The 25,679-nt window shown below is 41.7% G+C and carries 17 protein-coding genes; 8 read left to right on the top strand and 9 right to left on the bottom strand.

Features of this window, described 5'->3' with window-relative positions; genetic code table 11:
- The first annotated feature begins 12 nt into the window (after window positions 1-12).
- From ID165_RS11575 to ID165_RS11565, 3 genes are all read left to right on the top strand, one after another.
- A complete protein-coding gene (locus ID165_RS11575) occupies window positions 13-2,439 on the top strand; it encodes an ABC transporter permease (protein WP_192350726.1) in 2,427 nt (808 codons plus the stop codon).
- 119 nt (window positions 2,440-2,558) lie between these two features.
- On the top strand, window positions 2,559-3,443 hold the full coding sequence (locus ID165_RS11570; protein WP_192350724.1) for an arsenite methyltransferase: 885 nt from the start codon (window positions 2,559-2,561) through the stop codon (window positions 3,441-3,443).
- A gap of 433 nt (window positions 3,444-3,876) precedes the next feature.
- Window positions 3,877-4,305 (top strand): hypothetical protein, encoded by a 429-nt coding sequence (locus tag ID165_RS11565; RefSeq protein WP_192350723.1) that lies wholly within the window; start codon window positions 3,877-3,879, stop codon window positions 4,303-4,305.
- Window positions 4,306-4,346: 41 nt separating this feature from the next.
- On the opposite strand, the gene ID165_RS11560 is transcribed toward ID165_RS11565, so the two are convergent.
- The 4 genes from ID165_RS11560 to ID165_RS11545 all read right to left on the bottom strand — a co-directional run bounded on the left by ID165_RS11560 (window position 4,347) and on the right by ID165_RS11545 (window position 11,166).
- Window positions 4,347-5,378: an AraC family transcriptional regulator gene (locus ID165_RS11560; protein WP_192350721.1), complete on the bottom strand. Its 1,032-nt coding sequence runs from the start codon at window positions 5,376-5,378 to the stop codon at window positions 4,347-4,349.
- Window positions 5,379-5,578: 200 nt separating this feature from the next.
- Window positions 5,579-8,098, bottom strand: coding sequence for a primosomal protein N' (gene priA / locus ID165_RS11555; RefSeq protein WP_192350719.1), 2,520 nt, complete (start codon window positions 8,096-8,098; stop codon window positions 5,579-5,581).
- Between the two features lie 5 nt (window positions 8,099-8,103).
- Window positions 8,104-10,140, bottom strand: coding sequence for a thioredoxin domain-containing protein (locus ID165_RS11550; RefSeq protein WP_192350717.1), 2,037 nt, complete (start codon window positions 10,138-10,140; stop codon window positions 8,104-8,106).
- Window positions 10,141-10,188: 48 nt separating this feature from the next.
- On the bottom strand, window positions 10,189-11,166 hold the full coding sequence (locus ID165_RS11545; protein ID WP_192350715.1) for a GSCFA domain-containing protein: 978 nt from the start codon (window positions 11,164-11,166) through the stop codon (window positions 10,189-10,191).
- A 259-nt stretch (window positions 11,167-11,425) separates the two neighbouring features.
- On the opposite strand from ID165_RS11545, the gene ID165_RS11540 reads away from it, so the two are divergent.
- Entirely contained in the window at window positions 11,426-11,920 is a 495-nt protein-coding gene (locus ID165_RS11540) for an RNA polymerase sigma factor (RefSeq protein ID WP_192350713.1), read from the top strand.
- Between the two features lie 4 nt (window positions 11,921-11,924).
- Window positions 11,925-12,518 carry a hypothetical protein gene (locus ID165_RS11535; RefSeq protein WP_192350711.1) on the top strand — a complete coding sequence of 198 codons (594 nt, stop codon included), beginning with the start codon at window positions 11,925-11,927 and terminating at the stop codon, window positions 12,516-12,518.
- Window positions 12,519-12,730: 212 nt separating this feature from the next.
- Here the strand turns inward: ID165_RS11535 and ID165_RS11530 are convergent, their stop codons facing one another.
- The gene (locus ID165_RS11530) at window positions 12,731-13,465 is read right to left on the bottom strand and encodes a DUF1835 domain-containing protein (protein ID WP_192350709.1); all 735 of its coding nucleotides are present in this window, start codon (window positions 13,463-13,465) and stop codon (window positions 12,731-12,733) included.
- A gap of 1 nt (window position 13,466) precedes the next feature.
- Entirely contained in the window at window positions 13,467-13,883 is a 417-nt protein-coding gene (locus ID165_RS11525; protein WP_192350707.1) for a DUF1801 domain-containing protein, read from the bottom strand.
- A gap of 194 nt (window positions 13,884-14,077) precedes the next feature.
- On the opposite strand from ID165_RS11525, the gene ID165_RS11520 reads away from it, so the two are divergent.
- The 3 genes from ID165_RS11520 to ID165_RS11510 all read left to right on the top strand — a co-directional run bounded on the left by ID165_RS11520 (window position 14,078) and on the right by ID165_RS11510 (window position 21,625).
- The gene (locus ID165_RS11520) at window positions 14,078-16,513 is read left to right on the top strand and encodes a prolyl oligopeptidase family serine peptidase (protein WP_192350705.1); all 2,436 of its coding nucleotides are present in this window, start codon (window positions 14,078-14,080) and stop codon (window positions 16,511-16,513) included.
- 449 nt (window positions 16,514-16,962) lie between these two features.
- Window positions 16,963-20,121: a SusC/RagA family TonB-linked outer membrane protein gene (locus ID165_RS11515; RefSeq protein ID WP_192350703.1), complete on the top strand. Its 3,159-nt coding sequence runs from the start codon at window positions 16,963-16,965 to the stop codon at window positions 20,119-20,121.
- A 10-nt stretch (window positions 20,122-20,131) separates the two neighbouring features.
- Complete coding sequence (locus ID165_RS11510; RefSeq protein WP_192350701.1) at window positions 20,132-21,625, top strand: RagB/SusD family nutrient uptake outer membrane protein; 1,494 nt, start codon at window positions 20,132-20,134, stop codon at window positions 21,623-21,625.
- 59 nt (window positions 21,626-21,684) lie between these two features.
- Here the strand turns inward: ID165_RS11510 and ID165_RS11505 are convergent, their stop codons facing one another.
- The 3 genes from ID165_RS11505 to ID165_RS11495 all read right to left on the bottom strand — a co-directional run bounded on the left by ID165_RS11505 (window position 21,685) and on the right by ID165_RS11495 (window position 25,637).
- Complete coding sequence (locus ID165_RS11505) at window positions 21,685-22,071, bottom strand: VOC family protein (RefSeq protein ID WP_192350699.1); 387 nt, start codon at window positions 22,069-22,071, stop codon at window positions 21,685-21,687.
- Between the two features lie 12 nt (window positions 22,072-22,083).
- Complete coding sequence (locus ID165_RS11500) at window positions 22,084-24,186, bottom strand: prolyl oligopeptidase family serine peptidase (protein ID WP_225587093.1); 2,103 nt, start codon at window positions 24,184-24,186, stop codon at window positions 22,084-22,086.
- Window positions 24,187-24,329: 143 nt separating this feature from the next.
- Window positions 24,330-25,637, bottom strand: coding sequence for a D-alanyl-D-alanine carboxypeptidase (locus ID165_RS11495; RefSeq protein WP_192350697.1), 1,308 nt, complete (start codon window positions 25,635-25,637; stop codon window positions 24,330-24,332).
- Window positions 25,638-25,679 lie beyond the last annotated feature (42 nt).

Raw genomic sequence — 25,679 nt, 5'->3', positions numbered from 1 at the left:
GAATTATCTACCATGTGGAAAAACTACCTTAAAATCGGCTTGAGAGTCCTAAAGAAAAACAGGCTGTATACTATTTTAAATGTAGTAGGGTTGACGATGGGGATTTCAGGTTTTTTGATGATTATGCTCTTTATTCAGGATGAAGTGAATTACGACCGTTTTTATCCTGAATCAGAATCAGTCTTTCGGATTACATCCCATTGGGGGGATTATGCTACAGCAAGTTATGCTACGGCTCCACCTTCCCTTGGCCCGAGAATCCAGGCTGATATTCCTGAAGTGGAAGCTGTCACCCGTTTGTTGAAATGGAATGACTTCACGATTCAGCCCGGTTCTGGAACTAATAAAGATCAAATCTTCCGGGAGGAAAAAGTCTATTACGCCGAATCCAACTTTTTTGAAGTTTTTGACCTTAATCTTCTGGCAGGAAATAAGCAACGGGCACTGGCCGATTCCAAAAATGTAGTTATCACAGAGAGTCTCGGACAGAAGTATTTTGGCGATGTTTCTTCTTCAGAAATGGTAGGAAAATCTATTCTGATGGGTAGCAATAATCCTGATCTAAAGCAGATCTCTGCCGTGGTGGAGGATATTCCTGCGCAGTCACATTTTCATTTTGATATGCTCGTGTTTGATCCGGGCATGAACGCCGAGATATTTGACATGGAAAGCTGGTCTTGGTCGATTCTTTATACGTACGCCAAATTCCCGCCCGATAAACAGCAAGTTGTGGCTGAAAAACTAGACCAGCTGGTAGCAACGTATGTGATTCCTTCCCTGGAGTCTGGGGCAGAGAACTCTGATTATAACTTGCAATTAATGCCGGTGCAGGACATTCATTTGAACTCACACTTACTACGGGAGCATGAGGCAAACGGCTACCAGAGTTACATTTACATTTTCTCCTTTGTGGCGGCATTTGTGCTGCTGTTGGCTTGTATTAATTTCATGAATTTGGCTACGGCCAAAGCCGGGCTTCGCTCAATGGAAGTAGGTGTGCGCAAGGTCATGGGTTCGCAGAAATCCCAGCTGATCTATCAGTTTCTCACTGAGGCGCTTTTGTTGGTTCTGATCAGTGTGGCGATTTCTTTGGTGATTGTGACACTTTCAAATGAGCCCTTTAATCAGATTTCCGGGAAAAATCTGAAGTTTGATCTCATGACAAACAGCATGATCATTTGGATGATACCGGTCTGGGTAGTCATCTTGACTATGCTTTCAGGTTTTTACCCTGCATTTTACCTTTCTTCCTTTAAGCCACTTCAGATAATCAAACGGCAGTTGTCAGTTGGGAAAAACTCCCACAATTTCCGAAATGGACTCGTGGTTTTTCAGTTTGCAACTTCACTCACCCTGATCATTTGTACGCTTCTGGTGCAGCGCCAGATGAGTTTTATCCAGAATTCTGATCCGGGTTTTGATCGGGATCAATTGGTGATCATTCATAATGATGGGGAAATTCAAAATTCCCAGCGGGATGATTTCAAAGGACATTTTGTCTCCAGTTCAAATGTGCAATCGCTGAGCTTTTCTACGGGAATTCCCATGTCCGGGCAATTTCAGATGCGCTCTTTTAAAATCCCGACCAGCGATTTGGAGCAAGGCATGAATTGGTATGAGGCGGATGCATCCTATTTGGATACGTATCAATTTAGCTTATTGAAAGGTAGAAACTTTGGTGAAACGCCCGGAGCCGATCAAAGTAAGATAGTCATCAATGAAATGGCTGCAAAACAACTGGGGATTTCAGCTGATCCAATAGGTCAGTTGGTCATCAAAAATGAAGGTGAAAACGATGAGGCTACACTCGAAGTTATAGGCTTGGTGGAAGACTTTAACTTTGAAACTTTTCGGAATGAAATCAAGCCGCTGGTGATCGAATACATGCACGATTATTTTCTCAGGGATTATATATCTGTGAAAGTACAAGGCGGGAATATCGTGGCAGGAGTGGATGAGCTGAACGTGGCTTGGAAGCAATTTGAGCCAAGAGTACCGATGAATTACAGTTTCTTGGATGAGGATTTTGGGAGACTGTATGCCTCCGAAATGAAAATGGCAAACCTGCTTCAGGTCTTGACAGGCATTTCCATTTTGATTGCATGCTTGGGGTTATTTGGATTGACGGCTTATACCACTGAATTGAGAAACAAGGAAATCGGAATCCGAAAGGTATTTGGAGCAACGCTTCCTGAGATATTCATGATGCTTTCGGCTTCCTATTTCAAGTTGATTCTGATCTCCATGCTAATCGCGGTACCGCTGGCTTTGGTATTTATGAATCGCTGGCTGGAGGAGTTTGCCTATAAAACCGGTATAGAGATTTGGGTGATTTTGGCTGCGGCGCTGGCTTGTTTTGGATTGGCTTTGGCGACGATATTCTTCCAAACCTATAAAAGCATCCGCGCAAATCCTGTGAAGACGCTGAAGAGTGAGTGATTAGCTTTTCGAACTAGAACGTCTATTGAAATGGGACGTAATCGCCGGTAATAATATCCAAGTTTGGGAAATGATGTAAAAAACTAATTCTTATCTTGATGTCACAATACTATAAGGCCATGAATAAAGAACAAGAGTTGAAAAATGTGGTAAAAGAGCGATACGCTCAAATAGCAGGGCAAGGCAAAGCTGAAAATGCTGCATCTTGCTGTGGTGCTACCACTCCATCAAATAAGGTTTACAACATCATGATGGATGATTATATAGGAACGGAAGGATATCTGAAAGAGGCAGATTTGGGATTGGGTTGTGGATTGCCCATACAGTTTGCAAAAATACAAAAAGGAGACACTGTAGTTGACTTGGGGTCAGGAGCGGGTAATGATTGTTTTATTGCACGTCATGAGACTGGGTCGGAAGGAAAAGTAATCGGAATAGATTTCACTCCTGCCATGATTCAAAAGGCCCGTGCCAATGCTGAAAAATTGGGTTACGTCAATGTGGAATTTCGAGAAGGGGACATAGACAATATGCCTGTAAATGACAATGCAGTGGATGTCATTGTAAGCAACTGTGTACTTAATCTTGTGCCTGACAAACAAAAAGTAATAGGAGAGATTTATAGGGTGTTGAAACCCGGCGGGCATTTTAGTATTTCTGATATTGTTTTGGTAGGTGACTTGCCGGATGCCTTGCGTGAAGATGCGGAAATGTATGCAGGGTGTGTTGCAGGAGCTATTCAAAAAAGTGACTACCTAGACTATATCAAGCACATGGGATTTCAGCACATCACTTTGCAGAAAGAGAAGCCCATAACTATTCCTGAAGATATTTTGAGCAAATACCTCACTGCGGAGGAAGTTTCCGATTTCAACAAGGGGAAGACAGGTATTTTCAGCATTACTGTATATGCAGAAAAGAAGGGCGTTAAACCTCTAAAGCCCAAGGTCAACCTAACAGAGCTTGGGGCAACTGATTGCACGCCTTCCTCACGGTGCTGCTAGTTAGTTTTGACGGGTTCTGAGTAGCGGATGAGCGTCTTGCACACGTTCCATAACTATTGGAATTGGATGAGGCACGGAGCAATTCCCTTGTCTGACCAGATTTTGAATAAGTTAAAAAAAACCGAGCCGCTGATGAACTTTATATTTTTTAAATATATCCTCCAAGGTGGTTAAGCATGGATATTTTTATAGGGCATAGCATGCCTATACGTTCTGTATCGGTACGGAATAAAAAAGGACTATCAGTACCCTTCATCGGTACATCATTCTATTCCTGTCTTTTCCTTTGCTTTAGGCCATATACAATAAAGATCCTATTCCGTTATTTATTGATCCAATTTCAATAAGCTTTTGCCTTCAAAGTTTATAATTTTCCTCTTTATAATAAGCATTAGGGGCTTATTAATGTAGGCTTTTAAGGAAATTGGAATAAATGGATAGCGTATTTGTTGTGTTTTCCGGTGAATACCTCACAGTGGAGATAAACACTAAGCAATTGGAGGGAAATTTACCTGTATTTAGAATCGAAGCGGTTTTTAGTTCTAAGAAGAAATGCGAGGAGTGGATAGAACATCATTCTTCGGGTAAAGCAACTATGCTGCTCAACTACCTGGAAATCCCCTTTGACTCTGAATACGGGCAGAAAGAAGAGGGTTTACAACTTTTTAAGATCCGCATGAATAGCAATTTGCAGATTTTGGAGATCCATGTTGTAGAAAATGAGCCTTTTTCCAAGAGCCAATCCTTCACTTATGAAGTCCTTGGTAATGGAGATATACTGGGAAGTTTTTGGGCGAGGGATTTTATAGACGCATGTAAGCTGGCCTACATCCGCTTGCAGGAGACAAATGGGATAAAGTAGACCTTTCGCTTAATGCCCGGTTTTAGCTAAGTGACGAAAATCTAGGTGGAGTGGTTTTTTTCTCTATGCTGCTTTCGGTAGTGGGAAGGGGTAGCGTGATAATGTTTTTTGAAGATCTCAGTAAAGTAGCTTTGACTGCTGAACCCTACCTTATCCTTGATTTCTTGCAAACTATCTTCCGTATTTATTAGCAGATCTTTTGCTAGGCTTAGTCTCAAGTACTGTAAGTACTCATTTGCACTTTTCCCATAGAAATGTCTAAACCCATTTTGGAATTTTCTTGAGCTCAGCCCCACTCTCTGTATAATGGAATTAAGTGAGGTGATGGTATTCAATTCCAACTTCATTATCTCCACGGCCTCCTTTATGGCATGGGCTTCCGATTTCCGAAGTATTTTTTTATCCATATTGCCTTCATAATCATCATCATATTGAATAAGTTGTTGCACAAGCATTCGATAAGATTGACTTTCAAGGAATAGTTTTTTGATGAAGTGACTATAATTCTGGGATTTCATTTCATCAAATAGTTCTCCCAAGACTAGACTATATAGTGAGTTGTGATAAAAGGAGTGCATGGCTTTCTCGTCCTCAAAAACCTTCCTTAGTCTCGGTTTCGCCTTTTCCAATTCGCAGGACATTTTTGCCCTAAACATTTTACGGTCTATTTCCAGACTATAGATTTCTGTAGAAATATTTTTTTCGAAATGCAGGACGTGCCCATTATAGCCTTGACTGGCCACTATTATGTTTTGATGTCGCTGAAGGGAGTGTTTTTCCGCATCTTGTTCGAAATGATGCGACAGTTTTCCATTCAGGCAGAATAGAAATTTCAGGGGATGCGTTAGGTTGACGGTAAAGTTCATTTCAACATCCTCGTAAAACATGCATTCGTAAATCAAGAGCCCCAATCCCCCCTCAAAATTAATTCCTTTGATTCTTCCATTTCCCCAATGTTCAGGAATATCAACCGTGTACTCTCCACAATCATGACTATAGTTTGTTCCTAAGCCATTGGCTATGTCAGTAATTACCTCTTTAAGTGGCAATGAATGGATATGTAGTTTTCTCATAATCTTGACAAGATATAGACTTTTTTAGGACCAAGTTTATCTCCTCTATATGTGGGGCAATCGCATGGCATTTGATTAGGGCTTTATCTGGGCACAGCATGCTACGTCGGGATTGGAGTGCTGACATTTGCTTCTGAAAAGGGCGAACATTTCATCGGTGTCGGTTTCATTTCAGGGAACATGAGGAATAGTGCCATCAATCAAGATGGATCCACATCTACTACAAATCGTACAGAGCGAAACTCGGGTCTGGATTTCAATTCCTCCGTGATTTTCCAGAGATGTTCTTTAAACACCACAGGGGTATTTCCGGACCGGTCAAGTTTGATCAAACTCTCAAATTGGTATTGATTCTTGATTCTGGCAATAATCCCTTTCTCCGGACCGAGTACGATTTTCTTAATAGGAATCTCTGCCATGCCATGATGAAGATTTAGGGCTGCTTTTTCGGCGACTCTATAATCTGCATGCCGGGTTGTGATCTTTACCAATTTTACAAAAGGCGGATAGTAGAACTTCTTCCTTTCATGTATTTCATGGTTGAAAAACTCAAAATAGTCACCTTTGATGACTTGGGAATAAATCTGCGTTTCCGGATCTCTGGTTTGTACGATTACCTGACCCTGTACTTCCCGTCTTCCGGCACGTCCGGCCACTTGCGTGATTTGCTGATAAGCCCGTTCTCCTGCACGGAAGTCCGGGAAATTCAGGATCCGGTCTCCATCCCAAATTCCGACTACTGTCACTCTTCCGAAGTCTAATCCTTTGGTGATCATCTGTGTGCCAACGAGAATATCCAGATTTCCGGAGCCAAATTCATCCAGTAGGCGCTGGTAGCCATGCTTATTTCTGGTTGTATCCAGGTCCATTCTGCCGATTCTAGCCTCAGGAAAAAGCAAACTCAGGGATTCTTCGATGCGCTCCGTTCCCATACCCATGGTGGTCAGTTGGGTACTTCCGCAAGCGGGGCAGGAGCTGGGGACTTTCTCCTTATACCCACAATAATGGCATCTAAGTTCCTCGGAGAACTGATGGTAGGTCAGGCTGACGTCGCACTGTACACACTGGCCTGTCCAACCGCAATCCTCGCATTGGATATAAGGGGAATAACCTCTGCGGTTTTGAAAAATCAATACCTGTTCCTGCTTGGCCAGTGCATCCTGAATCTTCTCTCTTAAAATTCGGGTGGTGTCAAGTTTGAGTAGGTTTTTTCGCTTATCCGCAGCCAAATCTGCCAAGAAAAAATTGGGCATGCTGGCATCACCAAAGCGATGAGTCAATTCCACATAGCCATATTTGCCTTGACTGGCATTGAAATAGGATTCGAAGGATGGCGTAGCTGAGCCCAGAAGCGTTCTCGCCTGATGAAAATAGGCAAGCATAATCGCAGAATCCCTGGCATGAAATCTTGGTGCAGGATCAAACTGCTTGTAACTGGATTCGTGTTCTTCATCTACGATAATCAGCCCCAAGCTATCAAAAGGCAGGAAAATAGAGGACCGAACGCCAACCACAAAGGAAAATCTACCACTTAAGACTCCATTCCAAACTTCCACACGTTCATTATCCGAATACTTCGAATGGTAAACGCCCATTTGGCTTCCGAAGACCTTCTTTAGCCGTGTGACGATCTGGGTGGTAAGAGCGATCTCAGGCAGCAGCAGTAAGACCTGTGAGCCGCTGTCAAGCACTTCCCGAATCATCTGAATGTAAATTTCAGTCTTTCCGCTGCCTGTCACCCCATGTAGTAAGACAGATTGCTTACTTTCGAATTGGTGCTTTATTTCTTCGAAGGCTGATTGTTGACTGGTGGAAAGAATGGCTGGCTCAGATTCCGGTTCTTCTTCGGCAAGTCTGTTTACCACGACTTTGAAGGTTTCGAAAATCCCGTTTTTGATAAGCGTATTCAACGAACTCTCGGAATCTCCCTCTTCCAGCAGAGTTGCTTTGTCCACACCTTTTTCGTTGGATTGAGGCTTTTGAAGGAAAGGGACATCTCTCAAATATTTCAGTAAAATAGATTCTTGCTTTGCTCTCTTGGACAAGCTATCGAAAACTTCCTGCAATGCACCTTTGCTTCCGGAAATCCCGGGAGTCAAACGAATTCTGGTTTCTACTTTAGGGGCGTATTTCTCCTGTACTTTTTCAAAAATCAGGATCGCTTCTTTTTTGACCAAACTTTTGAGGATTGGATGGATGCTTTTGATAGAAAGAACCTTTTCACAGTCATCATACGAAAGCTCAGGTTTATCTTCCAATGCATCTAAGATCATGATCTCGCGATTATCCAGAGGATAGCTGCTTGTTTCCCGGTCAAAATTGGGATTGAGCTGCACCTTGCTTTCGCTGCTCAATCTCAATCCTGAAGGAAGTGCAGCATGCATGACTTCCCCGATGTGGCAGAAATAATACTCAGCCATCCATACCCAAAACCGGATTTGAAGAGGATTGACACTGGGCTGTTCATCCAAAACTTCCAAAATGGGTTTGGCCTGATAGGCTTGGGGAGGCTTATTATGTACTTTTCCAATGATCCCCGTGAGCACCTTTTTTTTGCCAAACTGCACGATCACACGAGCCCCTAGGTTAATCTCCCCCAGCATGGAATGGGGGATGCTGTAGGTGAACATCCTTGGAATCGGAACAGGCAGAATGATATCTGCGAAATTATTTCCGCTATCGATAGGATATAAATCTTGATCTCCAAACAGGCTTTCCAATAGTCTTAGGCTAAATATGGGAGTTGAGAAACGGCTTCTTCGCGTGTCCTTACAGGCTTGCGGCAGGCGTGGTCGAAACAGACATAAATTAAGGCATTTCCGGTCGGATCGGGTGTCTTATCTGCAAGAATTGCGGCATTATCTGTCGGACTTTCTGAATAGGCCAAGATCATATTGGGCGTGTAATTCTGCTGAAATGCTCTGGCTTTCATTGTTGCCCCTGCTCCGATTATTGCTATTTCTGCGGTTGGGACAAGTTTTTCGAGAAACAAGGAAGCCCAATTGCTTAGGAATCCGGGATCTCTTAGGATTAATTCTTTCATTCCACCAAGCATTTTGGAGGCTATTTCAGTGTATTTTTCCTCGTAGGTGAAAAGCGAAAGCCGATGAAGGTTTCGCGCCATCATAGAATTGGAAGCAGGAATCACATTGTCAAAAAGCTCCTTTTTATCTGCAATTAATTTTTCTGCATTTGGATTGTTAAAATAGAAAAACCCATCCGTATCATCATAAAACTCTGTAATGCAAAAATCAGTCAGGGGTCTTGCAAAATCCAGCCATTGTGCATCTCCTGTGGCTTCAAAGGCCATTAACGAAGCTTTGATCACGGCTGCGTAATCTTCCAGAAAGCCTGGCGTATAAGCCTGTCCATTTTTGTAAGCACGGTGGAGTACACCATTTACCAGTAATTTCTCCTGAAGGAATTTCAGGTTTTTGACAGCAAGATCTAGCATGTTTTTGTCGCCGGTAGCATAATAAGCCTGAATCAATCCCGCACTCATGAGACCATTCCAACCGCTCAGTATTTTATCGTCTTTTCCTGGGAAAATCCGTTGGTTTCTTACTTCCAGAAGCTGACTCTTTACCCCTTTTAACTTGTTTTTCAACTCATCCTCACTCATCCCAAATTCTTCAGAGATTTCTTTTTCACTTGAAGTTTGAAATAAAATATTGACCCCATCTTCCCAATTTCCATCAGATTTGAGATTATAAAGTTTACTGAGCCATGGCAGTTCATCTGGAATCAAGTTCTTCAGTTCTTCATATTCCCATACATAGAACTTACCTTCTATGCCTTCCGAATCGGCATCCTGCGCAGCATGAAATCCACCTTCTCCATTCCCCATTTCAGCTTCGAGCCAAGCGACTGTTTCAGTTACTTTCTCTTTGAAAAACAGATCTCCACTCACTTGAAAAGCTTTGGCATAAAGTTCTAACAATTGGCCATTGTCATAGAGCATTTTTTCGAAATGAGGCGCAAACCATTCCCCATCTACGGAATATCGTGCAAAACCGCCTCGCAATTGATCGTAGATTCCCCCCATTCCGATTTTCCGAAGAGTGAAAAGAACTTCATCTAGGAGTTTTGGGTCCCGGCGAAGCAATCCATAATCCAACAGAAAGCTCCAAATAGCCGGCATAGGGAACTTCGGTACCCGGTTCATCCCGCCCCATTCCCGGTCAAGCTGAGCCGTGATTTTGGCTGCGATTTCTGCAAGCTCGTCAGGATCAACCTCCTGATCACCTGCTGAAATCCCGTATTTCTCCGTTTCCTTTCTGTTCAGACTGATTCCAAATCCCTCTGCACTCTCCGCCAATTGGTCTTCATGTTTTTCAAATGCTTCTGCGATGTTTGCCAACAGTCCTTTCCATTGGGGATTTGGGAAATAAGTGCCGCCGTAAAAAGGTTTTTGATTGGGCATCAAGAACACATTTAGCGGCCATCCTCCCTGCAGACCCATTGCTTGAACTGCATCCATGTAAATATTGTCAATATCAGGACGTTCCTCCCGGTCGATTTTGACACAGATAAAATACGCATTCATAAGCTTGGCCGTAGCTTCATCTTCGAAACTTTCCCGTTCCATCACATGACACCAGTGGCATGCTGAGTAACCAATCGAAACCAAAATCGGCTTGTTTTCACGTGTTGCCTTTTCCAGTGCTTCAGACCCCCAAGGAAACCAGTCCACTGGATTATGGGCGTGTTGGAGAAGGTAGGGAGATTGGGAATGAACGAGTTTATTAGAGTATTTTGGCATAGCAGAGTTTGGGCTAGTCACGCTGGGCGAAGTCGACGTGTTGTAAGGCTAAAAGTTGGAAAGTTGAATCGATGTGGATTCGATTTCTTTAGAAAAATCAAATTCGGTATTCAATCGTTCCAACTTGGACAGAAGACTCTGCAGAAATTTTCTGTGGCCCTCACTTTTGGGGTTGAGTGGGCGATGGTCCAGCTCTTGATTGATCTTATGAATCTGATCTGCTTTATGTTTTGTTTCTTCAGTGAAATTTGAGTTTTTCCATTTCTCCCAGATGTAGTTTTCAGCTTCGACGCTTGGATGAATCAGGTCTTCTCTGTAAAAGCGATAGTCACGCAATTCGTCTATAAGAATTTCATAAGCAGGAAAGTATATTGTATTACTTAGTTTGTTTTCTAATTCATGGCAGAGCACACGCAGAATACTTTTACTAAGTTGGTTTTCCGGAATCCCATCTTTGATATGACGAACCGGACTGACTGTCAAAATAATTTTCAAGTTGGGATAGGCTCTGGAGATATTCCCAAAAACGTGGCTTAGATAGGAGACCATTTCTTCCAGTGGAACAAGTTTTTTCTTAAACAGCTTTTTGGGGAGTTTGTGGCAATTTGCTACTCTGCCAAATTCCTCTTTTTCGTAGACCCAGGAAGTTCCCAATGTCAAAATAAGATGCGTGCCATTTTCCAGGTATTTCCGGGTTTCAGCAAGGTGAAAAGCATAGTTTTTTTTCAATTCCTCAGGAGAATTCCCATTAAGGTCAGAATGTGTCCCCAGATAGAAATAGATACCATCCCGCTCAATCAAGCCATTTTCTTCCAAGTTATCCTGAAACATCGTATGATCCAGCAGATCGCCCAAAATCATAGGGTGAAAAATGGTCCCAAAAGGATTGACAAGGCAGTCGAATTTGTGAGTGAGCATCTTTTGCCCTATAGTCTGGGCAAAGCATGAACCCAAGCTCAAGATTTTACTTTGATGGGAAATAGGAAAGGGGGATTCTGAAATTGTAAAAGGAGTGAACCACTGCATAACACGAAAATAAGAAATTGTGACGGATTTCGGATTTTACCAGAGAGTGCGCAGAGTGTCGCGCAGAGAGCTCAGGGTTTATTTTAGATTTTCGCAATAGCAGTTGTCCTGCTTCTCCAGAAGCTGGACTTTATTACTATTTCCGCCACTGTTCGTGTCACGAACAGTTTTTCATCTACTGTTTTATTTTTGCTAAATATTTTCCAACAATTCTGTGATTTTTTCTGGAGATCAGAGACTAATAGATAAAAGAAACCAAATGAACAAAGAGGACGAGTTTGTCAACCTTATCCATCAAAACCAAGGGCTAATCTATAAGATAGCGTCGATTTATTCCCGGGAGAAGGATGAACAGGATGATCTTTATCAGGAGATTGTCTATCAGACATGGAAGTCATTTGATAATTTCAAAAGAGCAGCCAAACCGTCCACATGGCTATATCGAGTAGGAATGAACACAGCCATCACTCATTTGAATCGATCAAAGAAACAACTACAGGTAGTACCACTTCAGGATGTTAAGATTCAGTTTTCTGACTCAGGTGATACTGAAAAGGAAGAGAAAATCCAGCAGCTCTATGCACACATCAGAAAGCTTAATCTACTGGACAGGGGGATTGTGTTTCTTTTTTTGGAAGGAAAAAGCTATGAGGAAATTGCTGAAATATCGGGAATCTCGGTAAGTAACGTAGGCACACGAATGTCCAGAATCAAAGCAAAGTTAAAATCAGGCGTCACCGCTCAAACCCACTAGAAACATGGAACTTGAAGAAATGAAATCACTTTGGGCTGATTTAAGTCTGCAGGTGGAAAAACAGGATAAAATTCAAAAAGAATTACTTATTCAAATCACGAAACAGAAATTCAGAAAGAAACTAAACTATGTAAGAGTTCCCGAGATCATTGGATCACTCTTCTGTGTGGGTTACGCAATGTATATTTTATCTCATTTTGCGGATTTTGAACTCTGGTATAATCAGCTGTTTGCATTGATTAGTATTTTTATCTTAATAGTGCTTCCGGTAGCAAGCTTATCCGTCATAAAAGGTATGAGAAGCCTGCGGATTGATTCAGAATCTCCCGCTGTTATTTTGGATAAGTTTACCAGGAGTAAAATTAGATTTAAAAAAGTGCAACAGTATGCTATGATCTCCGGAGCGATATTGTTGCTTACGATTTTGCCGCCATTGGCAGAATTGGATGGTTCTTTTGAAAAGATTTCAAACCCTTTGTTTTGGATAATCTATATTCCTGTCTGCTTAGGGTTAATGTTTCTTCTAAGTCGCTGGTTAATAAAAAAATACATGGGAGTAATTGATTCATCAGAGAAAATGCTAAAGGAATTGGAGTGAGAAGGGGCTGTCTCAAATGTCAATTTCGGGATTACCTCACCAACTGTTATTTTCTGGGCAAATCTAGATGATAAGGAGAAAGGGACAAGGAAAAGGGTGAAAGAGGCTAACCTTTCATCTTTTTCCTTTGACCTTCACCCAAAAGGGATTGATTGACAGAATATTAATTTTTTGAAACAAAATGATTACTAATTCATGGGAAAGCCTTTTACTTAGTGCTTCAATTCTTCCCAGAGCCGTTTTGCCTGCAAATCTCCGTAACCATAAATCGCATGCTTAATATGAAAAGCCCGGAAGATTTTTCCGAAATCATCTGTTCCCAATTCAGTAGCGATTTCTTTTAAAGCAGCTTTTGGCTTTCCCTGATAATCTCCATGGGGAATTGATTCTCTCCAAGCTGCTACTACAGGATAAAGAAACGGAAGTTCCGGACCGACTTGCCTTGAAAGGGTTAATGCTTCCGAAATGTTTTGCCTTTGGTATAGTTCCCACATATCTGAAAGAATATGTCTTTCGTTTGCAGTCAGTAATCTTGCATCTCTAAAGGCTTGCTCCAATTTTAGCTGATTCATTCCTCCAAAACCTTCTATTAGATCAGTGGTGGGCGTTACTAGGTACACAGAGCCTTTGTGCTTTTTGAGCAGATTCACGACAAACCACAGGTTTACCTGACAAAATAAATCATGCTCAAACCAAAGGTAGACTTTTGTCTCCACGGAAGCTGTCAGGATTTTTTCAAATTCCGGGACGACTTTGGTGAAATAGTCCTCTTGAGCTGCCTCAGGGTATTTTTTTGAGAGATACTTGTCTCGAATCACCCAAAGTTCTTCTAGAGATTCGGCATGCACAGGGCCGTCAACCAACGCTTCCCGAACAATTGCAACTTCGCCTGGAATGCTGGCCGGAAATGAGGATGCCAGCGAATCGCCATTCAAAACATGTAGCATATTACTGGTTTTTTGTTCTTACTAAATTTATTGAAGAACGGATCATTTCCCTAAAGGTTTTCTCATCAATATCTGCCAATTTACTGATGTAAAGGCAGCCTTTGGCCTTTTTATACTTTCCAAGCTTCATCAGAAAAGGCTTCAGGTCATTGTCTTCCAGCATGATATAGATTGATAAAGACTGCTTTCTAGGTGAAAAACCTACGGGAAACCATTCCATTTCTTTTCCGGAAGGATACTTATAAGTGTATTTCCCGAAACCCACGATGCTGGGGCCCCACATCACCGGCTCTTCACTTGTTTCATCCTTGAACAATTGCAACAGCTTGAATCCATCCTCCCTTCGGACGGGGTGAGCTATTGTGTTGAGAAAGTCTTCCACTGAATCCTCGGTTGCTTTGGTTTTGAGTTCTGCCATAGTTGAGATTGTGTATTTTATGCGAAGGTGGAAAATATGGGGGTGATAAAAGATTCCCTTTTTATACTATTTCTATTGACTTGAAAGCATGTATTCCTAAACTTAAGGTTCAAACTGACTTTTTGCCACTTATGTCATTCTACAAATTCTGACGGGTAGAATTTGTTAAATTGGCCTAACCAAAATATAAACTTATGAAATTAAAGGCTACAAAAATTTTTGCGTTAGCTATTTCCCTCAGCATCTTTTGGACAGACTTGCTGGCGCAAAGCACCTATCAAACACCACCACAATCCATAGCTGATCTGGTAAATGCACCGAGCACACCTTCTGTAAGGTTTTCTAAGGATGGTGACTGGATGCTGCTGATGGAAAGATCGGACAATCCAAGTATAGCCGTACTTTCTCAGCCTGAATTGAAAATAGCAGGTATGCGGATCAATCCGGCGACCTCTGGCCCTAGTAGACAAATAGGGGTAGAAAACATCAAAATCAAGAATACGCAATCAGGTGAAGAAAGCCAGATAACAGGCTTGCCTACTCAGCCCAACATGGGTGGATTTAGGTTTTCCCATGATGAGAAATACATGGCATTTACGCAGACAGATGCCGATGGTATCAGCCTTTGGCTGGTGGATCTGAGTACTAATTCAGCTAAAAAGCTTACGGCAAATATTATTAATGAAATTTATGGAAATGCAGTCACGTGGACACCGGACAATAAACTCTTGGTAAAAGCCGTGAATCCTGACCGTGGCACTATTCCGCAAAAACCTTCCGCACCTGCCGGACCTATTATCCAGGAAACTACCGGAGATGCAGCACCCAGCAGAACCTATCAGGACCTGCTAGAGAACCCATATGATGAGACGCTTTTTGCCTACTTCATGGATTCGCAGCTTATGGAGGTGGATTTGGAAGGAAACAAAAAAACTATAGGAGCAACAGGCATGATTAAATCCGTTGATCTTTCTCCTGATGGAAGCTATATTTTGGTGGACTTGATCAGAAAGCCCTTCTCGTATTTAGTACCGGCAAATAGATTCCCTTATGATGTGGAAATTTGGTCGAAAGACGGGAAAAAAGTAAAGACTTTAGCAGAAATACCCTTGGATGAAAATAGACCAACAGGCTTTGATGCTACGGTGACCGGTCCAAGGTATATCAGTTGGAGAGCGGATAAGCCGGCAGTGCTTTACTGGGTAGAGGCTCAGGACGGGGGAGATGCCCGTGTCGAGATGGAAGAGCGGGAAATTGTGTACACTTTGGAGGCTCCTTTCTCTGGGGCAAAACAAAAGTTAGCTACCTCGTCTTATCGATTTGCAGGCATTGATTGGTCAGATGATTCATTTGCCATTATGAATGAACGTTGGTCAAAAAGCAGAAAAGACCTTCGGTCAGTGATTAATCCATCCGATCCATCGCAAGCCAAGCGAATGATAATAGAACGGTCTTTTGACGATTTGTATAATGATCCCGGAGATCCGGTCATGATCGAAAATGAGTTTGGGAAAAAGGTATTGCTGCGAAAGGGAGATTTGGTGTATATGACAAGCCCTGGAGGTTCGCCTGAAGGGGATATGCCTTATTTATCTACATTCAACACAAAGACCAAGGATGAGAATATCCTGTGGAGATCCCAGGCACCCTATTACGAGCGTGTGGCTAAGGTTCTGAGTGAAGATGCCACTGAGTTTGTGACGATTAAAGAGAGCACTGATATCCAGCCTAACTATTGGCTGGTAAATACTAAAAAGAGAATTGCTCCACGGCAGCTCACGGACTTTGATAACCCCTATGAATCCATTAAAGGTATCCAAAAACAGTTGGTGACCTATGAAAGAAATGATGGCTTGAACCTATCGGCTGTGATTTATACTCCCGAAGGATTTGAAGCCGGAAAAGACGCACCACTTCCCGTGTTGATGTGGGCGTATCCAAGAGAATACAAATCCAAGGAGGTTGCTGCGCAGGTAAGAGGTTCCCAATACGCATTTACCCGCGTGAATTATGGTTCACCGCTTTTCTGGGTGACAAGGGGATATGCCGTAATGGATAGAACGGAAATGCCGATAGTAGGAGAGGGGGACAAGGAACCAAACGACTACTTTATTGATCAGCTTGTGGCCAATGCGGAAGCTGCCATTGATGAAATCGTGGATTTGGGAATAGGCGACAGAGATAGAATCGCTGTGGGAGGCCACTCATACGGAGCCTTTATGACAGCTAATTTACTTTCCCACACTAATCTATTTGCTGCCGGGATTGCCAGAAGTGGTGCATATAATAGGACTTTGACCCCTTTTGGTTTCCAATATGAGCAAAGAACGTATTGGGAAGCTCCGGAGGTCTATTTCAATATGTCCCCATTCTCATTTGCCCATAAAGTGGAAACTCCCATTTTGTTGATACATGGACAGGCAGACAATAATTCGGGTACGTTTCCTATTCAGTCTGAGCGGTATTATAATGCATTGAAAGGCCACGGTGCAACTGCAAGATTGGTTTTCTTACCCAATGAAAGCCATGGGTATGCTGCAAAAGAATCCATTAATCATATGCTATGGGAAATGGATAGTTGGCTTGAGAAGTATGTGAAAGACAGGAATAAGCTTGATGAAGGCAAGTAATTGCTTGAAAAAAGTTTAGAAAGGGAAGCTTCCTTATACCGATGATCGGATAGGGGAGCTTTTTTACTCTTCAAATAATACAAAATATCGCCAATTAAAGGTTTTGAACAGATTTTACGTTTATTTTCCAGATTTGGGGTGATTTTTTGGCCGTTATGGCTAGGAAAATCATAATTGATGTTAAATTTACGATATTAAGACCCAGATATAAATAATAAAAGTGTCCGATTTCGAGTAAGCGGTGTTTTTAACTTTTTGCCGACTTGCGATTTGATACTGCAAATAGAAGGATTATGAGAATTGAACTTGACAATAGATACCTGATTAAGAGCACGCAAAAATTGCTGTTTTCTCAGATTTCAATTCTGAAAGTCTAACACCTATAAATTTCCTATTAAGAAAAAGCAACCTCAAGGTGAGGCTGTGTTTATTACCAATTAATTTAACTTATGAAAAAAGCATTACTCAGTATGCTCTTTGGATTACTGATTACCGGTAGCGTTTTTGCTCAGCAGCGCGTTATCACCGGTAGAGTAATTTCCGATGAAGAGCCCGAAGGACTCATTGGAGTCAGTATTTTGGTGAAAGGTACTACCATTGGAGTAGTCTCAGACTTGGATGGTACCTATTCGCTTGAAGTTCCCGAAGGTTCTCAGACTTTGGTGTTCAGTTACATCGGTTACAGTTCGAAGGAGGAGGCCATCGGCAATAGATCGGTGATAAATGTGAGCTTAGAGCCTGATGCCCAGAATCTGGATGAAGTAGTGATCACTGCTTATGGTGGTACTGTAGATAAAGGTAACTTTACAGGTTCAGCAGTTTCTCTTAAGGGAGATAAGATTGCTGACCGACCTATAAATAATGTGATAAATGCGATAGAAGGACAGGCTCCAGGTGTAATCACCACCTCTTCTTCTGGACAGCCCGGTGCTACACCTGCAATAAGAATTCGTGGAGTTGGTTCAGTGAATTCATCTTCTTCTCCATTGTATGTAGTAGATGGAGTGCCTTATGATGGAGATCTGTCCAATCTTAACCCTTCGGATATTGAAGATATGACCATCTTAAAGGATGCGTCTTCCGCTGCGTTGTATGGATCTAGAGCTGCCAATGGTGTGATCATGATCACCACTAAAACAGGTAAAAAGAATAAACCTACCTTTAATTTAAAAGTTCAGCAGGGTTATTCGGGCAGAGCTCTACCTGAGTATAATCGCGTAAATGCAGGACAGTATTATCCGTTGGTTTGGGAGTCTCTAAAAAACAGTAGGCTTGGATCTGGGCAAACTGCAGAGTCAGCTGCTCAATACGCTTCGTCTAGTTTAATAGATAACGTGTTAAAGTATAATATTTATAATGTACCAAACGATCAGGTTGTAGGTTTGGACGGAACATTAAATCCAAATGCTGTAAATAACTTTGAAGGATTGGATTGGTATGATTTCCTTCAAAGGACAGGCGATCGTAAAGAATATAATATGACTTATTCTGGCGGTTCGGAAAAGACAGATTTCTACACGTCGTTTAACTATTTAAACGAGCAGGGATTTGTGATTAAATCTGATATAGAAAGATTCACAGGTCGTGTCAATGTGAATACTCAGGCGACTGACTGGCTAAAAACTGGTTTAAATGTATCTGCTACCATGAGTGAAGGAAACAACGCCAGAACTACGGGGAGTACTAGTTATGTCAACCCATTTTTCTTCGCTAGAAATATAGGCCCTATATATCCTGTTTATGCTCAAAATATGCAAACAGGTGGGTATATTCTTGATGAGAACAATGAAAGAATCTATGATACGGGAAATTTGTCAGAACTAGGTCTTCCAAGCAGAGGATCAGATGCATCTGCTGGAAGGCATGCGGTTCAAGAAACACTCTTAAATATTGATTCATTTGATAGAGATGTTCTCTCTGGGAGAGGATATGTAGAAGCTACTTTTCTGAAGGATTTCACATTCAGAACCAATATATCTACGGATATGACTTCTTTATTGGAAATAGGGTATGATAACCAAATTGTTGGAGATGGAGCTCCTGCAGGAAGAACAAATAGAGAAAATATCAGAACAAACTCCTTGACGTTTAATCAGCTGCTATCTTATTCAAAAGTGTTTAAAAATAAACATTTTGTAGAGGCGTTGGTAGGGCATGAAAACTATAACCTTCGGATTGACAGGCAGTATTTAGGCAAGCAAGATCAGATTGTAGCGGGAAATATTGAGCCTGATAACTTTGTGACTACTACCTCTGCCACTGGTCGTGTGGATGTGGATAGAATCGAATCGTATTTCAGTAGATTAAATTATGTCTATGATGACAAGTATTCCTTTTCTGCTTCTTTTAGAAGAGACGGTTCATCTAGATTCTCCAGCGATGTAAGGTGGGGTAATTTCTTCTCAGTTGGTGCTGCATGGACCATCGATCAGGAGAGCTTCTTTAATTCAAGCTCCATTCAGTTGATGAAATTAAGAGCATCCTATGGACAAGTAGGAAACAACAAGCTTGAATTTTCAAACGGGGATGCGAATTACTACCCTTGGCAGGCACTCTATGATTTAGGCTATAATAATGCTTCCGAGCCGGGCATTTTACAGGCTTCCCTTGCTGCAAATGGATTATTATGGGAATCTAACAATACATTTGACGTAGGTTTGGATTTTGCATTTGCCAATAGATTTCAAGGTACCCTTGAATATTATTACAGAGAGTCAGAAAACTTGCTTTTCGAAGTACCCTTGTCTTTGACGACAGGTCTAGAAAGTAGATTCCAGAATATAGGGACTATGAGCAACCAAGGTATCGAGTTCAGTATTGCAGGTGATGTGGTAAGATCAGGTGATTTTACATGGAATGTGGGTCTGAACGTTTCAACTTTTGCAAATGAATTCAAGAAATTACCTTTCGAGGAACAAATTGAAGCAACCAAAAAGTATGAAGTGGGAAGTTCTATTTATGACTTCTGGCTAAGAGACTGGTATGGAGTTGACCCTGAAACTGGAGATGGTCTATTTAGAGCGGAGGAATTTAGTGAGGATGATGAAGATATAAGAATCATAGGAACTGATACCCTTACTATTGATCAAGGAAATGCAAGATTTCACTATGCAGGAAGCGCAATACCTGACTTCTTCGGGGGTGTTACCAATACCTTCAACTACAAAGGGTTTAGTCTTAGCGTGTTGATGAGTTTCTCAGTAGGTGGAGATATTTACGATGGGATCTACGCGGGATTGATGGATGCTGGTACAGAAGGCGGTGCCTTGCACACAGACATCTTGAACAGATGGCAAAAACCGGGTGATGTTACCGATGTCCCTAAAATGGATGTATCGGGTGCAGCTAATACCAATGTTCAGTCTGATAGATGGTTGACTTCTGCATCCTATCTAAATTTGCGTTCGATAAACCTTGCATATACTCTTCCTAAACCGTTTTTGGACAGGATTAAAGTGAAAGGTGCCACGGTTTATTTAGCTGGTGAAAACTTGGGTTGGGCTTCTTCAAGGAAAGGCATGTATGTATCCGGTACGTTCAGTGGAACTACTTCAAACACCTATACTCCAGCGAGATCTTTCACTTTGGGAGTTAATTTAACACTCTAATTAGAAGACAATGAAAAAAAATATTAGTAAAATAGTTATAGTAGGGTCACTTTTGTTTACAACTAGTTGCGCGGAGGATTATCTGGATACAACTCCAACGGATGCAGTAGGTGTAGAAGAAGCTTTTGAATCTACTCAGAATGCAATGGCTGCATTAAACGGTATTCATAGAATGCTCCATATTCGTTTTGACAGTCAGGGTCAGGCGGCTGAAAGTGGTGTAATGATTATGCGTGAAGTAATGGGTGAAGATGTGGTCTTCACTACTACTGGTAATGGCTGGTATGTTTCTACAGCAAGATGGTTGAACCACCTTAATGAAAACTCAGGTGATGTTCGATTTGTATGGAGATATTATTACAAAGTAATTGGTAATGCCAATATGATTATAGCCAATATTGACGATGCGGAAGGAACTCAGGAAGAAAGGGATGAGATTAAAGGTCAGGCATTGGCTTATAGAGCGTGGGCACATTTCAACTTGGTTCAGATGTTTGCTGGGCGCTACGATGCTGCCGGAGCGAATTCACAAATGGGCGTTCCTATTGTAATAGAACCAATCACTGAGGGAGGATCCAGAAATACAGTGGAAGAAGTTTATACTCAGATTAACACTGATATAAATGCTGCTATTGAACTATTGGATGAAGCTAGAAATGCGACTTCTCACATAAACATCAATGTGGCAAAAGGCATCAAAGCTAGAATTGCATTGACTCAAGGTAATTATTCATTGGCTGCTGAAATGGCAAGTGAAGCTCGTGAAGGATTTCAGTTGATGTCGGAAAGTCAACTCTATCAGGGATTTAATTCTGTGGAAAATCCAGAATGGATATGGGGTAGCCGTCAGGTAGATGACCAAGGAACTTTCTTTGCTTCATTCTTTGCTTACATGTCTTTAAACTTTAGTTCGACCAACATTCGAGGGAACCCTAAAGCCATTAATAGCAAGCTTTATGATATGATTTCTGATTCAGATTATAGAAAAGGTCTATGGGATCCAAATGCCTCAGACCCGGAATTGAGAGATCCTTTTATTGATGAGATGACACTATCTAGTTTCAGTAAGTATGATTATATGAATCGTAAGTTTCTTGCCCAGGCGAATGCATCATCTGTAGGGGATGTGCCTTATATGAGGGCCGCGGAAATGTACCTTATTGAAGCTGAGGCTTTAGCTCGTCGTGGGGATGATTCGGAAGCCGCTGACATTCTTTTTGACTTAGTATCCAAAAGAGATCCGGAATACGTTAAATCCACAAATACTGGAGAAGCTTTGATTGAAGAAATAATGATCCAGAGAAGAATTGAATTGTGGGGAGAAGGATTCAGATTCTATGATTTAAAGCGCCTTAACCTTCCTTTGGATAGAACGGGAACTAATCAGGTAGAATCAGTCATCAACGGTAAATTCACAGAGCCGGCAGGTACTAACAACTGGCAATGGAGAATTCCAATAGATGAGTTGAATGCAAATGACAATATGATCCAAAACCCATCTTAATTGTTAGGATTGGATATTAATAGAAAAGCCCGAGAAAGTTCTCGGGCTTTTTTTAGTCACTATACTTCATAAAACTCTATCGGTAAGCCATCAGGATCTGCTATGAAAGTGAATCGCTTTCCGGTAAATTCATCTATTCTTATAGACTCAGAGCGTATTTGGTGGTTATCCAAATGATGTATGCATTGATCTAAATCTGTTACGGCAAAGGCTAAATGTCTCAATCCGACAGCTTCCGGTCGGGATGGACGGTCAGGAGGAGAAGGAAAAGAAAATAACTCAAGGATATAGATTCCGTTCAGCGTCAAATCTAATTTATACGAACTCCTTTCGGCACGGAAGATTTCCTGTTTGATCTCTAAACCAAGTATTTCAGTATAGAATTTTTTCGAACGCTCATAATCTTTACAGATAATGGCTATATGGTGTATACCGAGTAATTGCATTAGATTAGTTTCTTAATTTAGTAAGTGTTTTTTGAGGAAATCAGCTGTAGCCTGATCCACTTTGATCATATTTGACCATTTCATCCAGTGGTGTGTGTCGCCGGGGATTAGAATAGATTCGTAAGGTTTTCCAAGCTCTTCAAATCTTCTGATCAAATCAGCCGTCTGGCTTACAGCAACATTGCGGTCATCATCGGCATGGATGAAAAGCACAGGAGAAGTCCAGGTGGCTAAATCTGCCATCGGTGAGGATTCCCAGGCAATCTCCTTGGCTTTGTCTAGGTCAGCAGCAACTTCATACGTTTCGGGCAAATCATATCGACCGTCCAGATCATGGACTCCGTGAATATCAACCCCGACTTTGAACAAATCAGAATCTCTGGCCAATGCCAAAGCTGTCAAATAGCCACCATAGCTGCCGCCATAAATCCCGATTTTACCTCCATCTACCTGTGGCAAAGAAGCGAGGAATTCACCACCGGCTTTGATGTCTTGATACTCTATTGCTCCTTGGTAATAGCCATTGGCAGGACGGTGAAACTCATAGCCATAGCCGATTCCCAATCGGTAATTCACGGAAAGAACCACAAAACCCAACTCAGCCAGGTATTGGTTTAGGGCATAGGTATTGGAATAATAATCCATATAACTCCAGCCCAACAGCATTTGTCGCTGCGGACCACCATGGACGAAAACAACTCCGGGTTTGCTGGATGCTCCCCCTTCTTTTTCAAATACCTGTCCATATAGAGTGGTGCCATCAGGAGCAATGAATTTCACCTGTTTTGGAATGACAAGGGAAGATTGTGGGAAATCTTCCGGGATAATTGACTCTTGCAAAAGTTCGGTGCTGGCTCCATCATTCACAGCCACTAGATGCGAGCGTTGTGCAGTAGCAGTGAAATAGGCTGTTTTCTCTTCATTTCCAATCCACACAGGATATGCTTCTATTCCCGAACCTGTAGTTTTCCAAGTTAATTCTTTGCTAGTAATGTCAATGGTTCCGATATGTCTTCGATCTGTATCCTCTGGTTCAGCCCCTGTATTTCCTGAGAAAATAAGTTTTGATTTAGTGGAATTCATTTTGATCTGTTCCACCATATAGTCACCGGGAGTGAGTAAAGTAGTTTTGCCGGAGGCTACTTCCAGAGCATATAAATGTTGCCAGCCGTCTTCGTAGGACTGGAAAACCAAATTACCATCTGCACTGAAAGATATAAAAGGAGAGGAATAAGAGCCTCTCAGTGTCTCCGGAGCTTTCCACAATTTGTATCCTTCCCCCGTTTCTACATCTGCCAGCCATATTTCCCAGGATACATGCCTAGGTTCCAGTAGTGGAAAAGCAGCACCTCTACCTCCCTGAGTACGGATAAAGGCAAGTTGCTTACCGTCCGGAGACCATTGTGGTAAAACGTCCCGGCGGAAAGAAGGCGAAATCCAATGAATAGGAGTGGTGTCATTTTCATAGATTCCTACCAAAGAATGTGATCCCCTGTTGGTCACAAAGGCCAACTTAGTCCCATCGGGGGAATATTGGGCATAATTAATGTTTCCTTTTACTTCAAAAAGTTGGGATGGCTTAGACATACTTTTTAAATCAACTGTCCAGATTTGCCCTCCTTTGAGGTAACCTAGGGAGTGAGGTGCTCCGACAAAAGGATCATCTGCTTCGGTAATGGGTTCCGCTTTGCCATCCGCAAGGTGGATTTTCCAGATTTCCACTTTTGGGAGTTTTGGAAAATTTTGAGCATTGACAGTGGAGGAAGCATTGCCACCTCCATGATCTCCTCCACGGACAAATACCAACCAATTTCCGTCAGGAGTAAATTGTAGACTACTAATTTCCTGCCCTTCGTCTTCGTCGAATCCAGTAAGCTTTTTAGGCTCAAAATTGGGAGCCTGCGCAAAATATACATTTCTCTTCCCCTGTTCATTCATAGCCCAAGCTATTTTCTCTCCGGTAGGTGAGGAGGTTAATTCTGAGGGGAAGCTGAATTTCCCTACCTGATCCATGGTGAAGGATTGGGATTGGAGATCTTTAGGTAGAAAATTGACAGTGAAAAGTAAGAGGTAAACCGAAAGTTTGGCAAAAAACCTCATAGTTGTTTTGATCATAGTTTGATAGTTAAGTTACTTATGGCTTATGTTTTTTAGCCCACAGATATCCCATAAAGCTTCTAATGTGGCATGTATTCTCTTAGAAATTCATTAAATACAAGTATTAATTCTTAGCCTCAATTTCCAATTTTTCAATTCAGCTAATACTTGTCGTGGATGTAATAGAGTATCTTGTTAAGTTCGGTTTTCAAATCATTTGCAGAGATGGCATAGTTGTTCATCAGGCATGAGAAATGAAGAATTTTCCCACTTTTTGTCAATAAATACCCGCTGAGCGCATTGCTCATGGAGAGTGTTCCGGTTTTGGCATAAATATAAGCTGGTTGCCCTTCGTCAGCAGGATACCAATTTCGGATAGTTCCTGATTCTCCTCCCGCCGGGAAATAGGCTTTGATTTTTTCCAAAGGGACTTCCGCTCTTATTTTGCCGAGTAAAGCAATGATGGTTCTGGGTGTAAACATGTTTTTGGATGAAAGCCCGGAGCCGTCAACCCATATGGGTTCGTCAGGTAAGTCTGAAAACAAGTTTTCTTTGGCATAAGCAATGGCATCTTCGGAGTTGAGTTTATTGTCCAATTGATCGGAAACCAATAACAAAAGCTGCTCAGCAAGGAAATTATCCGAGATTTTCATCATCTGTGCATAGATGCTGTCAGTTGGGGCTGTTTGCAGTTTTGTCGGTTCCTCAGAAAGGTATTTTTGATTTGTTATAATTTCTATTTCTTTTCCTATTTCTTCTGACAGCAATTGGGCTGTGAACTCTGCGGAGGTAATAAAGGGAATATCCGTTTCAAAACTTTTGTCTAATGCTTCGCCTGTTAAAAAATAAGTAAACTTGTTTTCTTTATAATCCCTTCGAAAGCTTGAGGAGACATTGCCTATGGGTTCGGCGAGTTTCATGGATGCACCAAAGCGAGTAGGATAGATGGAGAAAGTAGAATCTCCTTCTTTTTTTGCGAAGCGAACGATGTCTCCATATATGGGCATTGAAGATCTTTCTGCCGCATAGTAGGCATTGTACCAGTCCCATGACCAGCCCGAACCGAAAGCACTTACCTGATCAAAATTGTCCAGCAGATACAGTTTTTTATCCTGTTTTTTCAGGAACTCTATTACTTTCGTGTTTTTCAAATCAGGGTGAAGCAAACTCGGGTCACCTGTACCCCAGAAAATAAGGGAATCTTCTTTTTCCAGATAGTTTAGCCCGTTTACCAGACTATCTCCGAGTACTGTATAGGAAGTATAAAAAGTGAATAGTTTGGTGTTGGAGGCAGGTATAAAGTACTTGTCAGAATTGATGTCTACCAAAACCTTGTCCTTGTCTGGATCGAGCAGCATAAACCCCAGATGACCTTTGTCAAAGACATCGGATTTTGTAAGAGATTTATTGATACGCTGGACAGTGCAGGAACTAAAGGCAATCAAACAGGCAAAGAGAATTTTTTTCATGGTGGATGTTTTACTCAATTTAAACAAAAAAGTCTCCTGCTG

Source organism: Algoriphagus sp. Y33, from assembly GCF_014838715.1.
GTDB lineage: Bacteria > Bacteroidota > Bacteroidia > Cytophagales > Cyclobacteriaceae > Algoriphagus.
Note: the sequence above shows the minus strand (reverse complement) of the source record. Positions and strands in the feature narration are given on the sequence as shown.